Here is a 22,260-nt window from a genome sequence, read left to right on the forward strand (position 1 = left end):
ATTCTTCCCTGAGTTTTCACTTCAAGGGGAGAATGTTTTTTTATGTACAGCGCGATGATGTCACGAAGGTGGACCATGGTGTCTTCAATCTCTTCGGCTTCTTTAAATACCGCATACTCTCCCCCACCCGCCGCAAGATAAGAGTTGGTGACTACGGTATATTCTCTATCCGGTTCGATCAGAGCTCCGTCTTCTGTCAGGGCTTCAATTATTCTTTGTCCTGCCGGTTTTTGGGAATCGTACTTCACCTTTAATCCGGAGATCTGAAAGATCGCATGGTGGCCGTTGAATCCGACCTCCAGCGCTTTAATCAATGTTCCACCGGTCATCTTGAGGATGACCGCGGTATTTGAAAGGGCGTCTACTTTATAACAGTCATTATAAGTTATTTCACCTTTCGGGATGTTTGCCCTGATGCCGCCGGAATTGTGAATCGCGATGTTAACACCGAAATATTCACGCATGGCGTCGGTGATCAGGTCGCCCAAAGGAGATTCTTCAAAACCGGCGCGCGTCAGTTCATCCTTTGCATAACCGAGCACCTCACTGAATCCTTTTTCAACTTTATCCGACCATTCTTTAATAAGCGCCAGCATTGTCGTGTCGCTCTCGATCTCGTCGCTGAGCAGGTCGATCAATTCACCTCGGTAGCCGGCGATCTTTTTCGTCGTTCTATCGATCGACAGATCAAGAAATCCGATGCTGCTCAGATGGCTGTAGGACTGGCAGATGATGGTATGATTCACCGGGTCTTCAAACGGGATCTCAAGCGCGGTCGAACTGTGTGATCCGAAGATGACGTCGATCCCCGGTATCTTTTCTGCAAGGCGTTTATCGTGGCGCAATCCAATACCGGTCAGGCAGAAGATTAAATCGACATCCTTGGACTTTAAAATATCAACGTATTTTTTTGCAGTCTCCAGTTCATCCAGGACATCGTGGTTTTTGAATCTCTCAGGTGTAGTCATACCTTCCATATACTGCGTCAAAAGGCTGAAGATACCGATCCTCATTCCCTTTTCTTCAATTATCACATACGGTTTGAGATAATCCACGACCTCGCGTGTGTCTTCATATACAATATTGCTCCCGAGGAAGACGGCGTCGACGTTTTTTATAAATTCTTTCAGGACATCCACCCCCATATCATAATCATGATTTCCTGGTGAGATGACGTCGTATCCGCAATAATTGAAATAATCGGCTACCGCATGCCCCCTGGAGAATTCTCCGATCGGTGAACCGACGAAGATGTCGCCTGTATCAAAGATCAAAAATCCATATTCCAGGCTGTCCGCCTCTTTCCTCTTTTCTTTGATAATCGTTGCAGCGGCGGCGGCGTTGCCGAGCGGTGGAGGAAATTCCGGCGACATCCACCATGCCTCGCTCGGAGACAAGCCACCCTCTATGTCGTTGGTGTAGAGAATATAGAGATGATCATAGTTATTTTGAAAAAAGAGAAAAAATATTAAAAGCGCATTAAGCAATGTCGTCAAAAGGTAAAACTGAGCGACAGAAGAAATATTCCTGTTGTCTCGTCGAACCGCAGTTTTTCTTCAATCCCCAGTTCTTCATAATTTGCAGTGGTGTAATCTTTTTTGCTGTAACTGTAGCCTATATCTATACCGTACCACCTGTTTTTGAACCCGGCTCCGAGTGAGAAAACCGTGGTCCATACAGCACTCTCCGTATAATCCGGGAATATACAGAAGCCATAACGTACCGCATAATTGTTGAGGATCAGATGTTCAACGCCGACCTTATAAACCCAGAGCATCTCTTCCCATCTTTCATAATTGATTTCTGCAAGAAATTTTGTCGGAACCCTGGCGGCGGGCTGATAAAAAAATCCCAGTATATGTTTTTCCGGATATTTGAATTCAGCCCCCTGCGGGCTGTCGACGGTATATGCAGGAGAATAAAGATACGCCAGGCGCAGATGGATATTCGGATTTATGATGATGCCCAGCTTTTTCATTGAACCGTTGAAATCATCCTCTGATCGGGATATCGTATCGGCCTGGTTAGGAATGATGACTCTATCCTCGCGGAATCTGGTACCATAGAGATAACCGACTTCACCGCCGAGATTGATGAATCTATAGACGAAACCGAAGGACGCCGAGAGCGAAGAGATGCTTCCACTGTGATTCTCCTCGACGATTCTGGTGATCTGATAGAAATCATCCCGATATTCACGGCGGTAAGAATAATTAAAGTCCCACAGCGGAGCATATCCGACCGAGACCCTGAAGGATTTAAGCGGAACGATGAAAGAACATGCTTCAGGATGGAGATCAAAGGACTTATTATTCGATATGGTGGAGGTTCCGATATTATTGCCGTAAGAGTCATATACCCTCAGACCCCGCTTTTCATTGACGCCGATGGCGGCACCGGACAGCAGGAGTGTAAAATGCCCGGTGAGACCGAGCGACGCCGGATTACCGCTCATTTCAAGGGGTGTATTGATTCCGCCGAGACTCAGGGAGCGGGCGTCATAAAAATAGACTCTGTCGCCCTGATTTCTAACCCCGGGCAGAGTAAGGGTGATAATGAAAAAGATGAGCATAATGTGTATATTTACGGAATGAAGACGGCGGCGGCGATCACCGTCGTCCATAGACCGTACTTATCACCGATTGCAGTCTGGGTGATATTCGTTGTTTTGACGATCTTGGAAGATATCTTCCAGATTTCTTTCCTTTCGTCATAACTTGTATCAGGATCAAACGGTACTCCGAGAGTCGTGGCGAGCATCTGCGCGGCTAAGTCTTCCGCTTTGTCTCCGGCTTTGGGTTCTGTTTCACCGTAGGAATGATATTCCGAGAGATAGCCGTATTGACTCCTGTCGCGCGGAATCGCGACGCCGATGGCTGCGGCGATGAGACGGTGAGGCTCATTGGTGCTCGTTTCAGCCATCACCGCATACACTATTTCTCCGGGAGCCAAATACTGTAGTCCTTTGCTCCTCGAGAAAATTTTCGCTTCGGGCGGAAGTATGCTTGAGACCCTGACGATGTTGAACGGTGCGATTCCGGCGTTTCTGAGGGCTGCTTCAAAGCTGGCGAGTTTTTCTTTATGTTTACCGACCCCCTTGGTGAGGAAGAGCTTTTTCGGTATAAACAATTCCGTTCTCCTTTATATGATTGTTGTTATGGAGCAGACCAGAGTCGAACTGGCGGCCTTCTCGCTGCGAACGAGACGCTCTCCCAACTGAGCTACTGCCCCGTATTCATACTGCTGGATTATAATAATTTTTTCAGAGAAGTCAAGAGACCAGTGACAGCCCGAAGCTTTACGAACCACTGATTTCCCTTTCAATGATTTTTTTGATCTTCTCGATCGTCGCTTCGAGGTCACGGTTTTCAATGACATACTTGTAGTCACTTTTATACTTCAATTCTTCAAGCGCTCTTTTAAGTCTGTCCTTTATCACCTTGTTTTCATCGGTATTACGCTTTAATAATCTCCTTTCCAATTCGGCGATGTCGGGTGGAATGATGAAAAAATAGAGACCGTCGGGATAGAACTTCATCAGCCTCTTCGCCCCTTTGACATCAACGTCCATCAGGACATTAAAACCTTTCTTTAAATTCTCTTCCAGTTCTTTCCTGGGGGTTCCGTAAAGATTGCCGTGTACTTCAGCGTATTCTATAAAACGGTTCTCCTCTATCCATTCTTTGAATTCGTCTCTTGTAAGAAAAATATATTCCCTTCCATCCTTCTCGTCTTTTCTTCTGGGACGTGAAGTGGCTGAGATGGAATAACGAACATCTGATCTCTCTTTGATGATTCTTTTACAGATCGTCGTCTTACCAACGCCTGACGGTCCTGACAGAACAATCAATTTTCCTCTACTCAATGTTCTGCACCTGCTCCCTTATTTTTTCAATCTCTTCTTTTATCTGGATGACCGCCTTACTGATCTTCAGAAAATTGGCTTTGACACTACAGGTATTCGCTTCCCGCTGCATCTCCTGGAGGAGAAAGTTGAGTTTTCTGCCCGGATGTTTTTCTTTATTCAGGGCCTCTTTAAAGAGTGAGAGATGGCTGAACAATCTTTTACATTCTTCAGTTACATCGGTGCGGTCCACGGTATAGAAAAGTTCCTGATAAAATCTTTCCTCGTTGAGCTCTTTCCGATAATCCTGCAGAAGTTCAAGCAGACGTTTTTTATAATCATCGTTTCGTTCGGGAATCAGGGATTCGACGTCATGGATATTCTTCTCTATTACCTTAATCGAATTCCTTATTTCCGCGGCGATGTTCTCTCCTTCTTTCTTCTTCATCGATATAAAAGAATCCATCGCTCTTTCCAGAATCGGTTTGAATTCATTAAAAATGTCTTCTGATTCAAGGGGCGGCTGGCTGAATTTTATCAATCCGGGGACAGACAAGAGGGTGTTGATGTCAATCATACCTTTGATCTTGAATTCTTTTTTCAACTCTTCAACCGCCTTCATATAGGCCCGCACCAGGGCCTTATCAAGTTCGATATTGCACGCCGCGATTTCTCTGTTCTGTTGAATGACTACAACGATGTGGCCTCGGGAAACCCGCTTCTGAACATATTTTCGGATATCTTCTTCAAACGGAAGTAATAAATTAGGACACTTCACGGAAACTTCCAGAAAACGGTGATTATATGACTTTATTTCAACTTCGAATTTAACGGGCGGCTCATGTATTTCACCACTTGCTCTGCCCATTCCCGTCATACTGAACGGCATATTCATTCCTCCAGGATGATGGTCACCGGCCCTCGATTTTCAAGTGTAATATTCATTCGTTCTCCGAAAATACCGCCTTTTGTCGGAACACCCGATTTGTTAAGCAGGGTGATGAAGAGTTCATACAGTTTCTCGGCACGTTCAGGCGCCTCGGCATTGACGAAAGAAGGCCGCCTTCCCCGTGAAGTGTCGGCCAGCAGGGTGAATTGTGAAGCGACCAGTGCCTCTCCTTTTATATCAAGTAGGGAAAGATTGAACTTTCCGTTCTGATCTTCGAATATCCTGATTCGGGCGCACTTTTCCGCCAGCGCCTTTGTCTGTCCTTCTGTATCTCCTTTTGCAACACCGAGAAGGATCATCAATCCATTACCGATTTCCGACACCAATCGACCCTTGACTTCAATACGTGCTTTATTGACCCTCTGAACCACCGCCTTCATTCAGTCAGTGCCTTGAGTATCTCTTCAGCGAATTCTTCAGCCGACTCAGGTCCGGAGCAGGTGATTATATTACCGCTCTTTTCAAGTGCAGCACCCGTATATACGGCTTCGCACTCTTCAAGTTGTCCCTTGACCGAAGGAAAGGCAGTCACCTTCTTCCCTTTCAGCAACCCCGCTTTTCCCAGAACAACCGGAGCGATGCAGATCGCGGCTATCGGTTTTTCGGCGTCGTTGAATTCTCCGGCGATCTTGTGGACGAGCGTATCATCCCACAGAACTTTACAGCCGCTGCCGCCGACAATAATAAGACAGTCAAAACTGTCGGATTTCACCTGTTCAAGAGTGATATTCGGTTTGACCACTGCTCCGAGCATACCCGTCGCCGGTGCGGTGTCAGTGGACGCCACGGTCACTTTCATACCGGATTTGTTCAGGAGTTCATAGGGTTCTTTAAATTCCTCGTCGCGGAAATTTTTCGGAGCTATGACCATTAATACGTGTTTACTTTTCTGTATCGCTTCAGGTTTTGGTTCAGTCACCTGTTTCTCTTCTCCGCCTGCTCCGCAACACAATGACAATAATATGGTCACAACAAGAAAATTCTTCACCAAAACCTCCTTTTTCCATCCGTCTAAGCGGGGGACGGGATTTGAACCCGCAACCAACGGCTTGGAAGGCCGTGACTCTACCATTGAGCTACCCCCGCATGGATTTTATATTATAGTAATGTATTCACAAAAGTCAATAATTTGATTGAAACATATCTCCGATCTGACTCGTTGACATTTCGTGTAATCTGGGTAAAATCATTTTAAGGAGGTAAAATGTCTTTATTACTTATTTTTTCACTGATCACTCAGTTGGGTGCGAATTCAGGAGGAGACTCTTCTTCAGGACCGGTAATCAACATCAATGTCCCCGTGCTTTCAGTAACCGGATACGGGACAAAGACGACCGCGGTCAAGGCGAGTGAGTATAAGATAATCTTATACGCCGACGCCCATTCAGAAGATCAAGAAGAAGCACGAAAAAAAGCAGATGATTTGAGAAAAGAAGTTATCAAAAAGACGAAAAAACTCGGCGGCAGTGAAGACGACGTGGTCCTGACCAATTTGAATCTACTTGAACCGATAGAAGAAGACCCTTATTATCGAGTCGAACAGGATATTCAGATATGGCTGAAAAATGTTTCCGACATAAATAAAATCAAAGAAGAATATCTTTTGATAAAAGGGATTCAAATAGGCTCGGTGACGCCCATCATTGCTGAAATGAATGACTACACCCCGGCGATTGAAAAGGCAAGGAAAGATGCGATCAGCAGTGCGAAAAAAGAAGCACATGCCCTGGCTTCTGAACTGGATGTGATACTCGGTGAGCCCGTTTATATCACTGAAAATATCATCTACCCGAGCTATTCAGGTTATGAATCCGCCGAAGAATCAAATATAACCGTCTCTGTCACACTCTGTTATGAAATAATATATAAGAAATAATAGATGGTAAAAGAACCGGAGAAGGCTTATGTTTGAAAGAATATTCAAGTTAACGGAAAACCAAACGACTCCGTCTCAGGAAGTCATCGGTGGCTTGACCACCTTTATGACTATGGCTTATATCGTCTTTGTCCAGCCGGCGGTCCTTTCTGCAACCGGCATGGATTTCGGTGCGGTGATGGTCGCAACCTGTATTTCGAGCGCCCTGGCGACGTTTTTGATGGCGTTTCTTGCGAACTATCCCATTGCCCTGGCTCCGGCGATGGGACACAATTTCTTCTTTGTCTACACGATATGTCTTGCCATGGGGGTACCGTGGCAGACCGCATTGGGCGCCAACTTTATATCAGGTGCGGCTTTCATTATCCTTTCTATATTCGGACTCAGGGAGATGCTGGTCAATGCGATCCCGAATTCATTAAAACAGGCGATCGCCGTGGGTATCGGCCTGTTCATCGCCCTTATCGGATTTCAATGGGCCGGGTTGGTGGTTTACAAACCGGGTACGATATTGGGACTCGGAAAGCTTCACAGCCCCCCTGCACTCCTGGCTGTATTCGGACTCGTGCTGATTACGATTCTCTATACGCTCAGGGTGAAAGGGGCGATCGTCATAGGCATCATCATCACTGCGGTCGTCGGTATTCCCTTCGGAATCGTCAAGTATCACGGGATTGTGAGTATCCCGCCGTCGATCGCACCGACATTCTTTAAATTGAATATCGGAGCAGCCTTCACTCTATCACTTGTTCCGACGATCTTCATCCTCTTCTTTCTTGACCTCTTCGATACGGTCGGTACACTCATCGGTGTCAGTGAACAGGCGGGTTTTGTGAAAGACAACCGGCTGCCGCGCGCACGCCAGGCTTTGCTCTCCGACGCGATCGGAACTGTCTTCGGAACGATTATGGGAACATCCACGGTAACAAGCTATATCGAGAGTTCAACCGGAGTCGCAAGCGGCGCTCGAACAGGACTGGCGAATCTTACGACCGGCATATTATTTCTAATTGCTTTGTTCTTCTTTCCTCTGGTGAAGATGATCGGTGGAGGATTCCCGATTGAAAACGGGGTTCTTTATCCGGTCACCGCGCCGGCGCTCATCATCGTCGGCACCCTGATGATGTCCGGAGTCACAAAGATCAAGTGGGATGATTTTTCCGAAGCGATCCCGGCTTTTCTGACGATCGTCATTATGCCCTATGCTTATTCAATAACCGAAGGCATTGCCGTGGGATTTATATTTTATACGATTCTCAAGGCGGCGACAGGTAAATTCAAAGAGCTACATCCTGTCCTTCTCGTCTTCACATTCCTGTTTATTCTGCGTTACATCTTCTTGATGAAATGAAGGCGGCTAAGGTGGAACGGTTCAAGGGAATTCCAGTGGCTCCAATCGGTATTATCGCACCACCGGGTGGAAAGAAACTGGCGGAATTGATCGATAAACACCTGGTGATCCGACGAAAGCGGCTGAAGAGGATGAAGGAATACGTCAATTATCCGGGTTTTTCGCGAAATTCATTTCTCATCCCGTGCGACTGCCCCAGATTTGCAAACGGCGAGGGCAAAGCCGTTTTACACGAATCAACGAGAAGATATGATATATTCATCATCACTGATATCGGTAATTACGGATGTACTTATTTGATGCGCGGTATTAAATCACCGATGAGTCCGGATGACCACTTCCAGGATATAAAACGCATTGTCGCAGCCATCGGCGGCAGGGCGCGGAGGATTAACGTAATTATGCCCATGCTCTATGAAAGCAGACAGCATAAACGCTACGGCAGGGAGTCACTCGATTGTGCTGTGGCGCTCCGCGAACTGGAATATCTCGGGGTTGAAAATATCGTCACTTTTGACGCCCATAACTCTCACGTAATGAATGCGATTCCTCTGAGGGGATTTGAAAATCTCCACGCCAGCTACCAAATCATAAAGACCTTGCTTAAGAAGGAAAAAACCCTTACCGTTGATAAATCCAGTATGCTGGTCGTCAGCCCTGATGAGGGTGCGGTTGACCGCTGTTTGTACTATGCGAACAGTCTGGGTCTGGAATTGGGTATGTTCTATAAGCGTCGGGACACCACAAAGGTCGTCGATGGAAAAAATCCGATCATCGCACATGAATTTCTCGGTGCCGATGTTGAAGGTAAGGATATCCTCATTGTGGACGATCTTCTCGCTTCAGGACAGTCGATACTCAAGGTCGCAAAAGAATTGAAGTGGCGCGGAGCAAACCGCATCTATGTCGCCGTCACCTTCGCCCTGCTGGACGACAACGGCGTAAAAAATTACACTGCGGCGTTCAAAAAAGGAATCATCGCCCGCCTGTATTCGACAAATCTGACCTACATAAATAAAGAGTTGAGGTCTGCCTCGTGGTTTGTTGAAGTCGATGTTTCTGAATTTATTGCGTACTTCATCGATTGCGTGAATCGTAACGAATCCATCAGCGCGCTCCTCGATACTTCAAGTAAGATCGCAAAACTCTTGAAAAACCGGTAGAAAAACAAGGGTTGAATATTAAAGGTGCTGTCCTCAAATCGAATTCCACTATTCTTATAGATTGTGCGGTAGATACGCTTGACTAACCCCCTTAAATATATATAATTTACCTAAGGAGATTTAAGATGAATGAAAAAAAACCGCAGATTCAGATTGAAATAAGCCCTGAACAGGCAGAGGGCGTTTATGCAAACGGCGTTGGAATAAATCATACGCCGTCGGAATTTATCCTGGATTTTTTGCGTTTTTTACCCGGTGCACAGAAGGCAAAGGTCTTTTCGCGAATAATTATGACTCCTCAGAATGCCCAGATTTTGCGTAATGCATTAGAGGAGAATCTTAGAAAATACGAGGAACGATTTGGTAAAATCAAAATCTTCGGTAAAGAGCAAAAAGAAATCGGTTTTAAATAGAACGATTGATTTCTTCGTAAACTCGTCATACCGTGCGTATCTCGTGGGCGGTTATGTACGTGATGCGACACTCGGGCTGTCGCCGGTTGATATCGATGTGATGGTGGAGGGCGACGCCGTGAAGGCGGCGAAAGAGATGAACGCGAAACTGAAAGGGAAATTATATGTCTATAAAAGCTTCGGGACCGCATCGATAATCATAAAAGACGAACGGATCGATCTTGCAACCGCCCGAAAAGAAAAATACCCTTCTCCGGCGAAATTACCACGTGTTTCACCTTCCACGATCAGTGATGACCTCAACAGACGGGATTTCACCATAAACGCAATGGCGATCTCAATCTCAAAAGAGAATTTCGGTGAGATATTTGATCCATTCAACGGACTCGAGGATATAAAGAAAGGGTTGATCAGGGTGCTCCACAAAAACAGTTTCATCGACGACCCGACACGGATTTTCCGCGCGCTTCGTTACAAAAACCGGTTCAACTTCAAACTTGAGAAACGAACAAAAACCCTGATCAATGAAGCCGTGGAGAAGAGACTCATAAAACACCTTACAGGCCAGCGGATACTTAATGAAATAAAGCTCATCTTTGAAGAACCCCAATATCACGCAATCGTAAAAGACCTCTCAGATATGGGAATCTTCAGGATGAGAAAGAAAGAACTCGAACAACTACCTCTTTTCGGCTCCTATCGAATGTACTTTTATCTTGCCAATCTGAATCTGCAGGGACTTCCTCTCACAGCAGAAGAGAGTAAAATAATCAAAGAAATGAAATCCATGAAGAATATTCTACCGAAGCTTGAAAAGGCATCCAGAAAGAGTTCTCTTTACAGAATCCTCTCCCCTCTTTCCGAAGGTGTAATAAGACTCATCCCGTCGATAAGACCCGGATTGAAGAATAAAGTAAGCACCTTTTTCAGGCTTAAACGCATCAAACCGTTTATCACCGGTAAGGACCTGAAAAGGCTTAAATTCAAACCGGGTAAAAGATTCAAGACTTTACTCGATAAGATGTGGGAGCTTCAGCTGGACGGCAGGTTCAGAACAAAAAAAGAAGCGGAAAAATATCTGAAAACCCTGAAGAAATAGATGAATGAATTTCTTCTGTATGTTCTGTTTCTTCCTCCGATTTTACTTGCGTTGACCATTCACGAATACGCCCACGGCTACGTCGCTTTATTACTGGGGGACCCCACTGCAAAGTATGCGGGACGCTTGACCTTTAATCCTTTGAAACATATAGACATCTTCGGACTTCTCGCGTTCATCATATTAAGATTCGGATGGGCGAAACCCGTTCCCATAAATCCCTATAATTTTCAGAATCTCAGAAAAGGTGTTCTATACACATCACTGGCCGGCCCGTTGTCGAATTTCCTTATTGCAATACCTTTCGGCGTTATCCTGCGCTTCTTCCCGCGTGACATCGGAATTCTTCAGCCTCTCTGGATAATGCTCTGGGGCGGACTCTTGTTCAATCTCATATTTTGTGCATTCAATTTGATACCGATCCCTCCGCTTGATGGTTCAAAGGTATTATTCAGTCTGCTTCCGCCTCAGTATCAACATATTGAATTGTGGCTGGAACGGTACGGCTTTATGATATTAATAGGGCTGATCATGTTTGATAGAATCACCGGCATACCTGTTCTCTGGGGATGGATCGGCCCTTTCGTCAATCTTTTCTCGAAGTTATTCGCCGGTGCACTTCCTTTAACATGAAAAGAATGATTCTTCCATAGGGAGGTATGATGAGTAGATTACTTAAGATATTATCCGTCATAATCGGAATAATTTTAATTATAATTATTGCGGGATATTTCGCTGTTAAATCGTATTTAAATCCCGCTGTTGTCCGCAGAATAGCTGAGAGAATTTCATCAGAGGCGATCCAGCGTCCTGTTGAATTAGGTAAGGTGGGCCTTAAATTCGGGTTTAAGGTGGGAATTACCATCGATGATGCAGTAATAGCCGATACGCGCGGTTTCAGTTCTTCTCCGATCGCCCAGATCGACAGGGTCACCCTCAATTTAAAATTACTTCCTTTACTCAGAAGGCAGATCATAATCGGCGGTGTGGAACTCTCCGGTATGAAACTTAAGGTTGAGCGTAATAAAAAAGGCGAACTGAACTTCGCGACATTAATTCCGAAAGAGAAAAAAGGCTCGGGCTGGGCATTATCGCTCTCTTCAATAAAAATAACCAGGGGCGAAGTCCATTACGTCGACATAAAGGAAAATATTGAAATACGTGTCAAAGATATCAATCAGGGTTTCAAGTTCAAAAAGAATAAAGTCTCAACCTCAGGCAGGAGCAGTTTTTACCTTCTTAAACATAAGACGATCCCTGAGATGGTTTTGAAGGTGGAAAACAGAGTTGAATACGATACGCTGAGTAAGAATATCGAGATTGAGAGACTGACGGTTTCATACGATCCGATCGTAATGGAGGCCGCCGGAAACATCGAAAGTAAAGGCGGCATAGGAATTGAAGGAGATCTGCGTATCGGTGATTTAGCCAGAATAAAATCCCTCATCCCAGTGAATCTTCGACCCGTGAAAATAAAAGGAAAGGTGAAGAGCCACTTCGCAATCACGGGAAAACTTCAGGACCCGCAGTTCGACGGCCACTGCGAGCTGGAGAATGTATCGATCGTTCCCAAGGGAATGGAACGTGGTGTTGAAAAGATATCCGGAGCTTTTTCGTTCAACAGAGACGCCGTAAAGAACATTCTGCTTCAGGGAAGGATCGGCGGCACTGAATTGAAAATAAGCGGTGCAGTGACGGGATTCAATGATCCCCGTCTTAATATCACGGCGAAGGTGAACGGCGATCTTCGTGATTTCGAGTCAATGACCGCTCAGATGCAGAGAATATCTATGCAGGGGCCGCTCACAGTGAATGTAACGATTAAAGGAAATCCCGAAAAGCCATTCTATTCCGGTGACTATCTGATTCATAACGCCGCGATAAACGGCATCGGTTTACAGAAACCGATTACTGATTTTTATCTCAAAGGCAGATTTGAACAGGAAAACGCAAGGATAGAAAGATGCAGCGGTCATATCGGCAGTACTGACTTTTCCTTTAACGGCGTCATCTCGGACTTCAAGAAACTGAAGGTGGAGATCCACAACAGTTCAAATCTTGTTGATCTGGATGAGCTGTTGCCCGACCGCAAAAAAAGCGGCGGTGGGAAGAAAGAGGGTCTACCGCTTTTGTTGAACGGTGATCTTCATATCAAAACCCTGACCGGTCTCGACATGGTTTACAAAAACGTGAAGGCGGACTTTTCTTATGAGAACGGAATTATAAAAATCGACAACGGCACCGCCGATGCATTCGACGGAAAGGTTGACCTTGATTTTTATTATAACTCCAATAATCCGGAACCGTATAAAATCAACACACGTATGACCTCGGTCTCGACGAAGAAGATATTGAAGCGGTTTCTCAAGTTTGAAAATCTCGAAGGAAGATTGAACGGGGTGAGCAACTTCAGCGGTAAAGGTTTCGGACTGAAAGAGGTCGTCTCGAACCTCAGTGCTTCAGGAAACATCAAGGTGAACAACGGTGCATTCAAGAATTTTGTATTTCTTACAAAAATGCTGGAGTGGTTCGGAATGAAGAACTACAAAGATCTCTCCTTCAAAGACTTCAATGTCTCTTTTAGAATCAACAAAGGAAAAGCCACAGTCGATGATTGGGCTCTTTCATCTTCAGTGGGAGATATATTGACGAACGGAACGATCGGGTTGGACGGGACCATAAAACTCTACATCACCACCACCCTTTCGAAAAAATATTCAAATATGGTAAAGCAGTATCACGGCGATTGGATCTTCCCTGTTGATAAAAAAGGCAGGGCGACCATTGATTTGATCGCCACCGGTAAACTTCTCTCACCGAAATTCAGCCTTGATAAGAACAAGATAAAAAAACGTATTAAGGGTAAGATAAAGAATGAATTCAACAAAAAGAAAAAAGAGTGGGAGAAGAAGTTGAAAAAGCTCTTCGGAGGGAAATAACCTTGCCTGAACTTCCTGAAGTCGAGACGATAAGGCGTGAGTTGTCGCGAAGGATAATAAACAAGCGGATTATATCCTGCAGCATATTACGTAAGGAGGTAATCGAATATCCCGGTCCCGCGTCGTTCCGCAAGTCGATAACAGGTGAAGAGATAACCGCGGTCATCCGTAGAGCCAAATACCTGATCATCGAATTGACGAATCAAAAGAGGTTGATCTTTCATCTTCGTCTCTCCGGGACCGTGTTGTTGAAAAAACCAGGTTGTGCGCCAGAGCGTTTCACGCGGGTGATAATCGGTTTGAACGGTCTTCAGCTCTTCTTCAATGAGCCGCGTGTACTCGGCAGGATATATCTGCAACACCGAAACAAACGGTATAAGATTCCAAAAGGTCTCTATACCCTGGGTTATGAACCGATCTCCCCTGAGTTCGATTTCAATTATTTACGGAGTAAGATTAAAGGCAGAAAAGCCCGGATAAAGTCACTGCTTCTGGACCAGCATATATGCGCCGGTGTCGGAAACATCTATTCTGATGAAGCCCTGTTCCATGCCGGAATCACTCCTCTGCGGAGAGCGGACAGGCTGACGACCGAAGAGATTCTTAAACTCGTCTTTTCCCTTAAGGACGTCTTGAACAAGGCGATCGATAATTTCGGTACTTCGGTCTCGGATTATCATCGGATCGACGGAGAGGAAGGGAATTTCCAAAAATATCTGTATGTCTATTCCCGGGAAGGCGAGCCGTGCCGTATCTGCGGTACAGAAATCGCACTCACCAAAATCAGCAACCGAAGTACGCGATTCTGCCCGAAGTGTCAGAAATAACACGATAGACGGCCGGGAAAGCACCCGACAGAACAGTGATATTGACAGAAAAAGAAAAATGGCTATAGTTATGCTATGAATGAATTCCCCAGCAGATATTCGCCCGAAGGAATAGAAGATAAGTGGTACGACTTCTGGATAAAAGAGAAATTATTCACTCCTGACCGAAATTCGAAGAAAAAGACCTATACGATAGTCATCCCACCGCCCAATGTAACCGGCCGTTTGACCCTCGGCCATACCCTCAATAATTCGATGCAGGATATTCTTATAAGGTACAAGAAACTTGCAGGTTACGAAGTTCTCTGGGTCGCAGGTATGGACCATGCCGGCATCGCCACCCAGGTGAAGGTCGAAGAAGAGAGATTGATAAAAAAAGGGCTCAAGAAAGAAGATCTGGGCAGGGAGAAGTTCGTTGCGGAAATATGGAAATGGAAAGAGGAATACGCCGGGGTCATCAGAGAACAACTGAAAAAGATGGGGTGCGCTCTCGACTGGTCCAGAGAGTGTTTCACCCTTTCCGATGATTATTCCAAAAAAGTGATAAAGGTCTTTGTCGAACTCTATAAAAAAGGTTTAATCTACCGGGGGGAATATATCATCAACTGGTGCCCGCGCTGTCTCACCGCTTTGTCCGATGAACAGGTCGAGACCGAAGAAGAACCCGGAAAACTCTATTATATCAGGTATCCGATCGTGGGAACGGATGAGGTCATCACGGTCGCGACGACAAGGCCAGAAACAATGCTCGGCGATACCGCCGTATGCGTGAATCCGAAAGACAGACGATATAAGAAATTGGTCGGCAAAAAGGTTCTTCTGCCCATAATGGAACGCGAAATTCCGATCATTGCCGATGACTACGTGGATCCGGATTTCGGCACAGGCGCCCTGAAGGTCACACCCGCCCATGACCCGTTCGATTTCGAACTTGCTGAAAAACATAATCTTGAATTCATCAACATAATGAATCCCGACGCCACCCTCAATGAAAACACGAATGAATTCAATGGGCTGGATAGATATGCGGCACGTAAGCGGATAATCGAACTCTTGAAGTCGAAATCACTACTGGATAAGATCGAGGATTACAGACTGCCTCTGGCAAAGTGTGAGCGATGCAAAACCGCTGTTGAGCCGAGGATTTCAAAACAGTGGTTCGTGAAGATGAAACCGCTCGCCCGCCCCGCAATGAGGGTGGTGAAAAACGGTCGAATAAAAATTCATCCTCAACGATGGGTGAATCTATATAATCACTGGCTTGAGAACGTGCGTGACTGGTGTATTTCCCGTCAGTTGTGGTGGGGTCACAGGATCCCCGTCTATTACTGCAGCAAGTGTTATAAATATGATGATCCGAAGATGACCAGACGGAAAACAGGCAGAAGGGTGAAGGGTATGGTTGTTTCCGCGGTCAAACCGAAAAAATGTCCGGATTGCGGTTCGAGTAAGATATATCAGGACGAGGATGTTCTCGACACCTGGTTCAGCTCCTGGCTCTGGCCGTTCGCCACTCTGGGTTGGCCTAAAAAGACAAAAGACTACACCCGTTTTTATCCCACCCAAACTTTGGTGACCGGCTGGGATATCATTTACCTCTGGGTGGCGCGGATGATAATGGCCGGTCTGAAATTCACAGGAAAGATTCCTTTCAGTGACGTCGTTTTTCATCCGATGATCCGCGATGAAAAAGGAAGAAAGATGTCCAAGAGTCTCGGCAATTCTCCGGAACCGATGGATTTGATCGGCAAATACGGCGCCGATGCTCTACGATTCGGTCTGCAGCTCATTACACCGCGGGAGCAGGATGTGCTCTTTTCCGAACAGGCGATCGACGTCGGAAGAAAATTCTGTAATAAGTTATGGAACGCCTCCCGGTTGATCTGGCTTAATTATCGAGACCATAAAGACACTCTGCCCCGTACCCTTTCGGTTTATGATGAATGGATTCTTTTTGAATTCAATAAACTTCTTGAAAAACTCAAGGATCATTATCTTTCTTTTGAACTGAATCAAATTGCACGTGAGATGTATGATTTCGTCTGGCATACTTTTTGTGATTGGTATCTTGAAATCATCAAGATCAACGGTTCGAAGAATGTCGCAAAATATCTCATCAAACAGATAATAATAATATTGCATCCATTCATACCCTTCATTACCGAGGAGATCTATCACAAGTTCAACTTTCCTAAAAAGAGCATCTTTCTCGAAAGATGGCCGGAAACAACAGAGATAAAAGAGGATGTCTCAAACGTAATCCTGATGAAAGAATTGATAGAAGAGATCAGAAACGTACGGGGGTTGTTCAATATCACGCCAAAGGAAAAGCTCGACGCCGTACTCGACACCGGGACAAATTTCAAAAACTTCCTCAAAACCAACGGCGCCGTTCTGAAGAAACTTGCAGGATTGAACGACTTTAAATTTGCCGACTCGGTTTCACAACCGGCTGCAAGCATCATTATGCCGTCAGTCAAATGTTTCCTCATATTATCCGGTATCAACATCGATAAAGAAAAGAGCCGTCTGCAAAAAGAGATTGAATCACTCTCAAAGAGAATAAACGAAATAAAGTATCGGATGAACAATCCGAATTATATCAGTAAAGCAAGTGAAGAGACCCAAAAGAGAGAACGGCAGCGGCTTGAAGACTTTTTGAAGAAAAAAGAAGGTATTGAAAAAGCCATAGAGAAATTATGAAGTATTTCGGATGGATTATCTCATTGATTTTGTTGATTGTGTTTTTTATCACCTATCGGACTCATTATCTGCCGTTGAAAGCGGATGTCACCAAACTGGAGAAAGAGATCGATATGTGGGAAAATGTTTTAAAAGGAGAAAAAGGACTGACCGGAGAACGCAACAGCTTCGCGGTTGACCGGTTTTTCAAGGATAACAAACTCACTCCATACGGTGAAGTGGAGATGTTGAGAAGATTTGGCCTTAACAACAAAGGAATAGAAATTTACATTTCAGCGCCGGAACCGTTGAACCGTGCAAAAGATGTTATCGCGTTTCTGGACGACCAGCGGCTTATCTATAAGACATTCACTTTTTATATCGTGGTGGATTCCATTGAAAGATTTGAGTATAAATTCGTCAAGTAGGATGATAAAATCTCGCCATTCGCAATTTTTACTCTATACCCTCATTGTTGTTCTCTTTACAGCCAATTTTCTCAATGCGGGCGGGAAGAACGCCGCAGTGGCGATGGCTCTATGTGTCATCCCGGGCGGCGGCCAATTCTATACTGAGCGATATCTTGCCGGCGTCGCCATCGGGTCGGCCGAGCTGGCACTGGGGTATTATGCATATAAATACCACCGGGAAGAAAATTTCGAGAAACGGAATTCAATGCTCTGGTGGGGATTGTTTGTATTCGGTTATTCCCTCGCCGACGCCTATGTCGGTGCAAAGATGTATGGTTTTGAGCTTGAAACAGATATCGACAGGGTATCTCTGAAGTACAGCTGGAAATTGTAATTTAAAATATCACTACATCAGTGTTTCGGACTCTTTTTGACCTGTTCGACAGCCTTGAGTAATTCCACCATTACCTGTGCCTGAAGTTGGTCCTTTGTCAAATTATACATCGTCACGATGTGACCCACGTCGCTCGATACATACATAGGCGGCAGGTTATTCAAAGTCAATGTCATTATATCCTGAAAACACTTGTCGCATTTGCATAAAGTCTCATCTTTTTCGTACAATTTTTTTAATTCTTCACGGACGATCTTTTCAATATAATTTTCATATTTTTTTTCTTCCATTTTTTCATCCTTTCTTTATGAGTTCCAAAAATTCTTTCTCGGTTATAATCTTTACACCCAGCTTTTTCGCTTTTTCATACTTTGAACCCGGTTTTTTACCGACGACGACGAAATCGGTCTTTCTGGAGACAGAGTTCATCGGTGAACCACCCTCTTTCCGGACCAGTGAATGCGCCTCCAGCCGCGTCATTTTCTCGAGTTCACCGGTAAAGACGAATGTTTTGCCTTTAAGATACCCTTTGTCTTCTTTGGGTTTGTCTTTATGAAACCGCAAGCCGATCCGTTTCAGATTTTCTATTACCTTGAGATTCTTTTCATTTTTAAAGTAGTTCTTGATGCCTTCCGCGACAGTCTCCCCGATACCTTTGATTTTAAGAAAATCCTCAGTTCCGGCTTTAATTATCTCGTCGATCGAAGCAAATTCACTGACCAGAAGGTGTGAAGCATTGACGCCGATATTGGGAATCCCCAGGGCGTATAATACATTTTCAAATTCTCTTTTTTTACTCTCCTCAATCGCCTGGATTAAATTTCGGGCGGACTTCTCCCCCATCCTTTCCAGGCCGGCGAGTTTGTCCACGGTGAGTCGATATATGTCATCAAAGCTTTTTATAATCCCCTGATCGACGAGTTTGTCCACGAGTACATGACCAAAACCCTCGATGTCCATCGCCGCTCTTGAGGTGAAATGGAGTATTCTGCCTTTGATCTGCGCCGGACAGGTGGAATTGACACAGCGCCAGTCCGCTTCACCGGAAAGTCGATATATTCTTTCTTTACATACAGGACAGAATTCTGGAAAGCGGAATCGTCTGACACTGCTTTTTCGTTTCGATGTCACCACGCCGACCACTTTGGGTATCACTTCTCCCCCTTTTTCAATGATTACATAATCACCGATGCGGATATCCTTTCGTTTGATTTCATCCTCATTATGCAGGGTGGCGCGCGAGACCGTGGTTCCAGAAAGGAATACAGGTTCAAGGACCGCCACCGGCGTTATTCTTCCCGTCCTTCCTACCTGCAGTTTGATATCAATTAATTTCGTCACCACCTGTCTTGCCGGATATTTATAGGCGATCGCCCATCTCGGACTTTTTATTGTGTTACCCAGGATCTCCCGACTTTTGAAATCATCGACTTTGAGTACCAGACCGTCGACTTCATAATCGAGTTCCTCTCTTTTATGCTCCCATTCATCAATACAATGAAAGACCTCTTCAATCGTGCGGCACAGGGCGATATGCGGCACAATCTTGAAACCACTTTTTCCGAGTTCCTTGAGTGTTTCGTAATGAGAACGATGACGGGGTCCGGGTTGTATCGGGACAGTATGGATGAAGATATCCAATCCGCGCTTCGCTACTTCTCTTGAGTCGAGCAGCTTCAGGGTACCGGCGGCGGCGTTTCTCGGATTCGCGAAAAGCGACAATCCCTGTTTTTCACGTTCTTTATTCAATTCATCAAAAACCTTCTTCGGTAAAAACACCTCTCCCCTTACTTCAATATCGAGGAGTTCCCTGTCTGCACTCAATATCTTCAGGGGAATCGAACGTATCGTCTTAAGATTTTCCGTGATGTCGTCGCCTTTGATTCCGTCGCCTCTGGTGGCGCCGAGAACAAACCTGCCTTTTCTGTAATGGAGAGAGACCGCCACACCGTCGACCTTCAGGGTGACTTCATACGCAACTTTCCTGCCGAGACTCTTTATCACCCGCTCATTGAATTCTCTGACCTCTTCTTTGTTATAGGTATTATCCAGACTTAACATCTTTATCCTGTGCTGTACTGTGTTGAATTTTTTCAGCGGCATACCGCCGACCCTTTGAGTCGGTGAATCGGGGGTGATCAATCCCGGGAATTGTTGTTCCAGATCTTTCAATCTTTTGTACAGCCGGTCATATTCGTAATCGCTGATGATCGGTTTATTCAACACATAATATCGGTAATCGTGATAATTTATCTCTTTTCTCAAACGTTCGACCTCTCTTTTCGCCTCTTTTTCATCCATCCCTTTATTATATCTACCATGAAAAACGAGTCAATAACATCATACCCTGACTCCTCTCCTTTTTTTTGTTTTTATTTAAAGACCCTTCTTCTCCGTCATTCCTTCGTTACACTCGGGACAACGTCTGAGTTTGCCTTCTTTCTCTGTCATTCTGAGTGAAACGAAGAATCTTTATCAGTCATTAGTCATTGAGATTCTTCAGTCGTCTGCTTGGGGCAGACTCCTTCAGAATGACAAAAGAGCGGGCGAAGGGATGATAAAAAGTGGAGAGGAATCAGTATCATACCGGCTTGATGGTAATTATTGACATTCCGGCGGTTTTGTATAAACTTTAAATATGCCTAAGAAAGTCGATTATCTCGTTGTGGGCTCGGGCATTGCTGGTTTGACCTTTGCTACAAAGGCGAAAAAACACGGAGAGGTGCTGATTCTTACGAAGAAAAACAAGGCGGACTCGAACACAAACTATGCACAGGGCGGCATCGCCGCCGTCTTTGGAAGGGACGATTCATTTTCCCTGCACATAAAAGACACCATGAAAACCGGTGACGGGTTATCGCATCAAGACGCCGTTGAAATAATGGTGAAGAACGGACCGAAACTCGTCAAAGAACTTTATAATATGGGATGCCGTTTTTCCATTGATGTGAACGGAAATTTCGAACTCGGCAAAGAAGGAGGCCATTCACGAAGACGGATTGTTCATGCCCGGGATTACACCGGCTATGAGATCGAAAGGGTTCTTCTTGAAAACGCCCGAAAGAACGAGGTGGTGATAAGTGAGAATGAAATCGCTCTTGATCTGATCGTCAAAGACAGAGAATGTCTCGGGTTGTATTATTTTGATGCCAATACGCGCAAGATCGATTGTATCTACGCGAAGGCGACTGTTCTGGCAGCCGGCGGCGCAGGGCAGGTTTATCTCCATACCACGAACCCGCCGATTGCAACCGGTGACGGGATTGCAATGGCTTTTCGGGCGGGTGCCGCCATCGCCAATATGGAGTTCGTCCAGTTCCATCCGACAGCGGTCTATAACGTAAAGATCGACGGACGTTCATTTCTTATCTCTGAAGCGGTACGTGGAGAAGGAGGAATACTCAAGAATAAAGACGGCAAACCGTTTATGAAGAGATACAGTCCCGACGGTAATCTTGCTCCAAGGGACGTGGTCGCGCGCGCCTGTGTTTCTGAAATGATAAAGACGGAATCAAAATACGTGCTGCTTGATATTTCTCATCGTAAGGCGGACTTCATAAAGAATCGTTTTCCCACCATCTATGAAACATGCCTGAGATGGGGAATTGATATGACACGGGAACCGATTCCGGTCGTTCCGGCGGCCCATTATATGTGCGGAGGTGTTATGGTCGACACCTGGGGTCGCTCTTCCATCCGTCGGCTCTTCGCCCTTGGCGAATGTGCCTGCAGCGGCGTACACGGTGCCAACCGTCTGGCGTCCAATTCCCTGCTTGAAGCCCTTGTTTTTGCGGCGAGGGCGGCGGAAAAGGTAAAGGATTTACCGGAGATAAAGATACCGCGTAATATAAAGATAAAGAAACCAGCCAAGATCGGTCCCAATTACAAAACCCAGATCAACGAGATAATGGATAAATTGGTTGGAGTGATAAGATCGGAAAAGGAGTTGCACAGGGCGAAAAAGATGGTAATGGAGTTTGCAAAGAAATTCGACGACGGTATACATCTGATAAACGCCGAATCAAGGAATATCACGGATATCGCTGTTCTGATCATCGAGTCTGCTCTGCTGCGGAAGGAGTCCAGGGGTCTCCATTTCATAGATGAATATCCCAAGAAAAAAGCCGAATTCCAACGGGATACCGTGGTGGATAAAGAAAGAATCGCCGCATGAACGGCTGTTTTTATAATAACTTTAAAAAAGGAAAGGAGAATGGAACAGGGAGAAATTGAGGTTTTATTGGAACTGGGGCAGTCATACCTTTTAAATAAAGAGTATGATGATGCAATAAAAAAATTCAGCGAGGCGCTCA

General features: G+C 45.3%; 21 protein-coding genes and 2 tRNA genes. 12 read left to right on the forward strand and 11 right to left on the reverse strand.

The annotated features are described in order from the left end of the window. The 9 genes from ENI34_10740 to ENI34_10780 form a co-directional block, all read right to left on the reverse strand. Nucleotides 1-1,496: hypothetical protein (locus ENI34_10740; protein HEC79594.1), on the reverse strand; the 1,496-nt coding region annotated here is incomplete at its 3' end. Further along, on the reverse strand, nucleotides 1,493-2,623 hold the full coding sequence (locus ENI34_10745; protein HEC79595.1) for a hypothetical protein: 1,131 nt from the start codon (nucleotides 2,621-2,623) through the stop codon (nucleotides 1,493-1,495). The genes ENI34_10740 and ENI34_10745, both read right to left, overlap by 4 nt. Continuing rightward, nucleotides 2,584-3,129, reverse strand: a complete 546-nt coding sequence (locus tag ENI34_10750; GenBank protein ID HEC79596.1) for an arginine decarboxylase, pyruvoyl-dependent — start codon at nucleotides 3,127-3,129, stop codon at nucleotides 2,584-2,586. The genes ENI34_10745 and ENI34_10750 overlap by 40 nt, the downstream gene beginning before the upstream one ends. 29 nt (nucleotides 3,130-3,158) lie before the next feature. Beyond that, nucleotides 3,159-3,231, reverse strand: a tRNA-Ala gene (locus tag ENI34_10755). Between the two features lie 67 nt (nucleotides 3,232-3,298). Then, nucleotides 3,299-3,865, reverse strand: coding sequence for a guanylate kinase (locus tag ENI34_10760; protein ID HEC79597.1), 567 nt, complete (start codon nucleotides 3,863-3,865; stop codon nucleotides 3,299-3,301). Then, a complete protein-coding gene (locus ENI34_10765) occupies nucleotides 3,858-4,739 on the reverse strand; it encodes a YicC family protein (GenBank protein ID HEC79598.1) in 882 nt (293 codons plus the stop codon). Before ENI34_10765 ends, ENI34_10760 begins: the two co-directional genes overlap by 8 nt. Further along, the gene (locus ENI34_10770; GenBank protein ID HEC79599.1) at nucleotides 4,736-5,173 is read right to left on the reverse strand and encodes a D-tyrosyl-tRNA(Tyr) deacylase; all 438 of its coding nucleotides are present in this window, start codon (nucleotides 5,171-5,173) and stop codon (nucleotides 4,736-4,738) included. The genes ENI34_10765 and ENI34_10770 overlap by 4 nt, the downstream gene beginning before the upstream one ends. After that, nucleotides 5,170-5,781 (reverse strand): DJ-1/PfpI family protein, encoded by a 612-nt coding sequence (locus ENI34_10775; protein HEC79600.1) that lies wholly within the window; start codon nucleotides 5,779-5,781, stop codon nucleotides 5,170-5,172. Before ENI34_10775 ends, ENI34_10770 begins: the two co-directional genes overlap by 4 nt. 26 nt (nucleotides 5,782-5,807) lie before the next feature. Continuing rightward, nucleotides 5,808-5,879: transfer RNA gene (locus ENI34_10780), tRNA-Gly, on the reverse strand. Nucleotides 5,880-5,997: 118 nt separating this feature from the next. On the opposite strand from ENI34_10780, the gene ENI34_10785 reads away from it, so the two are divergent. The 11 genes from ENI34_10785 to ENI34_10835 all read left to right on the forward strand — a co-directional run bounded on the left by ENI34_10785 (nucleotide 5,998) and on the right by ENI34_10835 (nucleotide 17,947). After that, a complete protein-coding gene (locus tag ENI34_10785) occupies nucleotides 5,998-6,669 on the forward strand; it encodes a DUF541 domain-containing protein (protein HEC79601.1) in 672 nt (223 codons plus the stop codon). Nucleotides 6,670-6,697: 28 nt separating this feature from the next. Beyond that, nucleotides 6,698-8,020: an NCS2 family permease gene (locus ENI34_10790; GenBank protein ID HEC79602.1), complete on the forward strand. Its 1,323-nt coding sequence runs from the start codon at nucleotides 6,698-6,700 to the stop codon at nucleotides 8,018-8,020. Next, on the forward strand, nucleotides 8,017-9,183 hold the full coding sequence (locus tag ENI34_10795; GenBank protein ID HEC79603.1) for a ribose-phosphate pyrophosphokinase: 1,167 nt from the start codon (nucleotides 8,017-8,019) through the stop codon (nucleotides 9,181-9,183). Before ENI34_10790 ends, ENI34_10795 begins: the two co-directional genes overlap by 4 nt. Before the next feature lie 125 nt (nucleotides 9,184-9,308). After that, the gene (locus tag ENI34_10800) at nucleotides 9,309-9,596 is read left to right on the forward strand and encodes a DUF3467 domain-containing protein (protein HEC79604.1); all 288 of its coding nucleotides are present in this window, start codon (nucleotides 9,309-9,311) and stop codon (nucleotides 9,594-9,596) included. Continuing rightward, nucleotides 9,544-10,695 (forward strand): CCA tRNA nucleotidyltransferase, encoded by a 1,152-nt coding sequence (locus ENI34_10805; protein HEC79605.1) that lies wholly within the window; start codon nucleotides 9,544-9,546, stop codon nucleotides 10,693-10,695. Before ENI34_10800 ends, ENI34_10805 begins: the two co-directional genes overlap by 53 nt. Then, complete coding sequence (locus tag ENI34_10810; GenBank protein ID HEC79606.1) at nucleotides 10,696-11,328, forward strand: site-2 protease family protein; 633 nt, start codon at nucleotides 10,696-10,698, stop codon at nucleotides 11,326-11,328. It begins immediately after the preceding gene. Between the two features lie 26 nt (nucleotides 11,329-11,354). Continuing rightward, nucleotides 11,355-13,634 (forward strand): AsmA family protein, encoded by a 2,280-nt coding sequence (locus ENI34_10815; protein ID HEC79607.1) that lies wholly within the window; start codon nucleotides 11,355-11,357, stop codon nucleotides 13,632-13,634. Continuing rightward, the gene (gene mutM / locus ENI34_10820) at nucleotides 13,574-14,461 is read left to right on the forward strand and encodes a bifunctional DNA-formamidopyrimidine glycosylase/DNA-(apurinic or apyrimidinic site) lyase (protein HEC79608.1); all 888 of its coding nucleotides are present in this window, start codon (nucleotides 13,574-13,576) and stop codon (nucleotides 14,459-14,461) included. The genes ENI34_10815 and mutM overlap by 61 nt, the downstream gene beginning before the upstream one ends. A 75-nt stretch (nucleotides 14,462-14,536) precedes the next feature. Further along, the gene (locus ENI34_10825; GenBank protein ID HEC79609.1) at nucleotides 14,537-17,164 is read left to right on the forward strand and encodes a valine--tRNA ligase; all 2,628 of its coding nucleotides are present in this window, start codon (nucleotides 14,537-14,539) and stop codon (nucleotides 17,162-17,164) included. Next, the gene (locus tag ENI34_10830) at nucleotides 17,161-17,571 is read left to right on the forward strand and encodes a hypothetical protein (GenBank protein HEC79610.1); all 411 of its coding nucleotides are present in this window, start codon (nucleotides 17,161-17,163) and stop codon (nucleotides 17,569-17,571) included. The genes ENI34_10825 and ENI34_10830 overlap by 4 nt, the downstream gene beginning before the upstream one ends. Before the next feature lies 1 nt (nucleotide 17,572). Beyond that, on the forward strand, nucleotides 17,573-17,947 hold the full coding sequence (locus tag ENI34_10835) for a hypothetical protein (protein ID HEC79611.1): 375 nt from the start codon (nucleotides 17,573-17,575) through the stop codon (nucleotides 17,945-17,947). 17 nt (nucleotides 17,948-17,964) lie between these two features. On the opposite strand, the gene ENI34_10840 is transcribed toward ENI34_10835, so the two are convergent. Both ENI34_10840 and ligA read right to left on the reverse strand, forming a co-directional pair. Further along, nucleotides 17,965-18,237 carry a competence protein gene (locus tag ENI34_10840; protein ID HEC79612.1) on the reverse strand — a complete coding sequence of 91 codons (273 nt, stop codon included), beginning with the start codon at nucleotides 18,235-18,237 and terminating at the stop codon, nucleotides 17,965-17,967. Between the two features lie 4 nt (nucleotides 18,238-18,241). Further along, nucleotides 18,242-20,248, reverse strand: a complete 2,007-nt coding sequence (gene ligA, locus ENI34_10845; GenBank protein ID HEC79613.1) for an NAD-dependent DNA ligase LigA — start codon at nucleotides 20,246-20,248, stop codon at nucleotides 18,242-18,244. 337 nt (nucleotides 20,249-20,585) lie between these two features. On the opposite strand from ligA, the gene nadB reads away from it, so the two are divergent. Further along, a complete protein-coding gene (gene nadB, locus ENI34_10850) occupies nucleotides 20,586-22,121 on the forward strand; it encodes an L-aspartate oxidase (GenBank protein HEC79614.1) in 1,536 nt (511 codons plus the stop codon). The last annotated feature ends 139 nt before the right edge of the window (nucleotides 22,122-22,260 follow it).

It is taken from the genome of candidate division WOR-3 bacterium, assembly GCA_011052815.1.
GTDB lineage: Bacteria > Hydrothermota > Tepidihabitantia > SM23-42 > SM23-42 > DRIG01.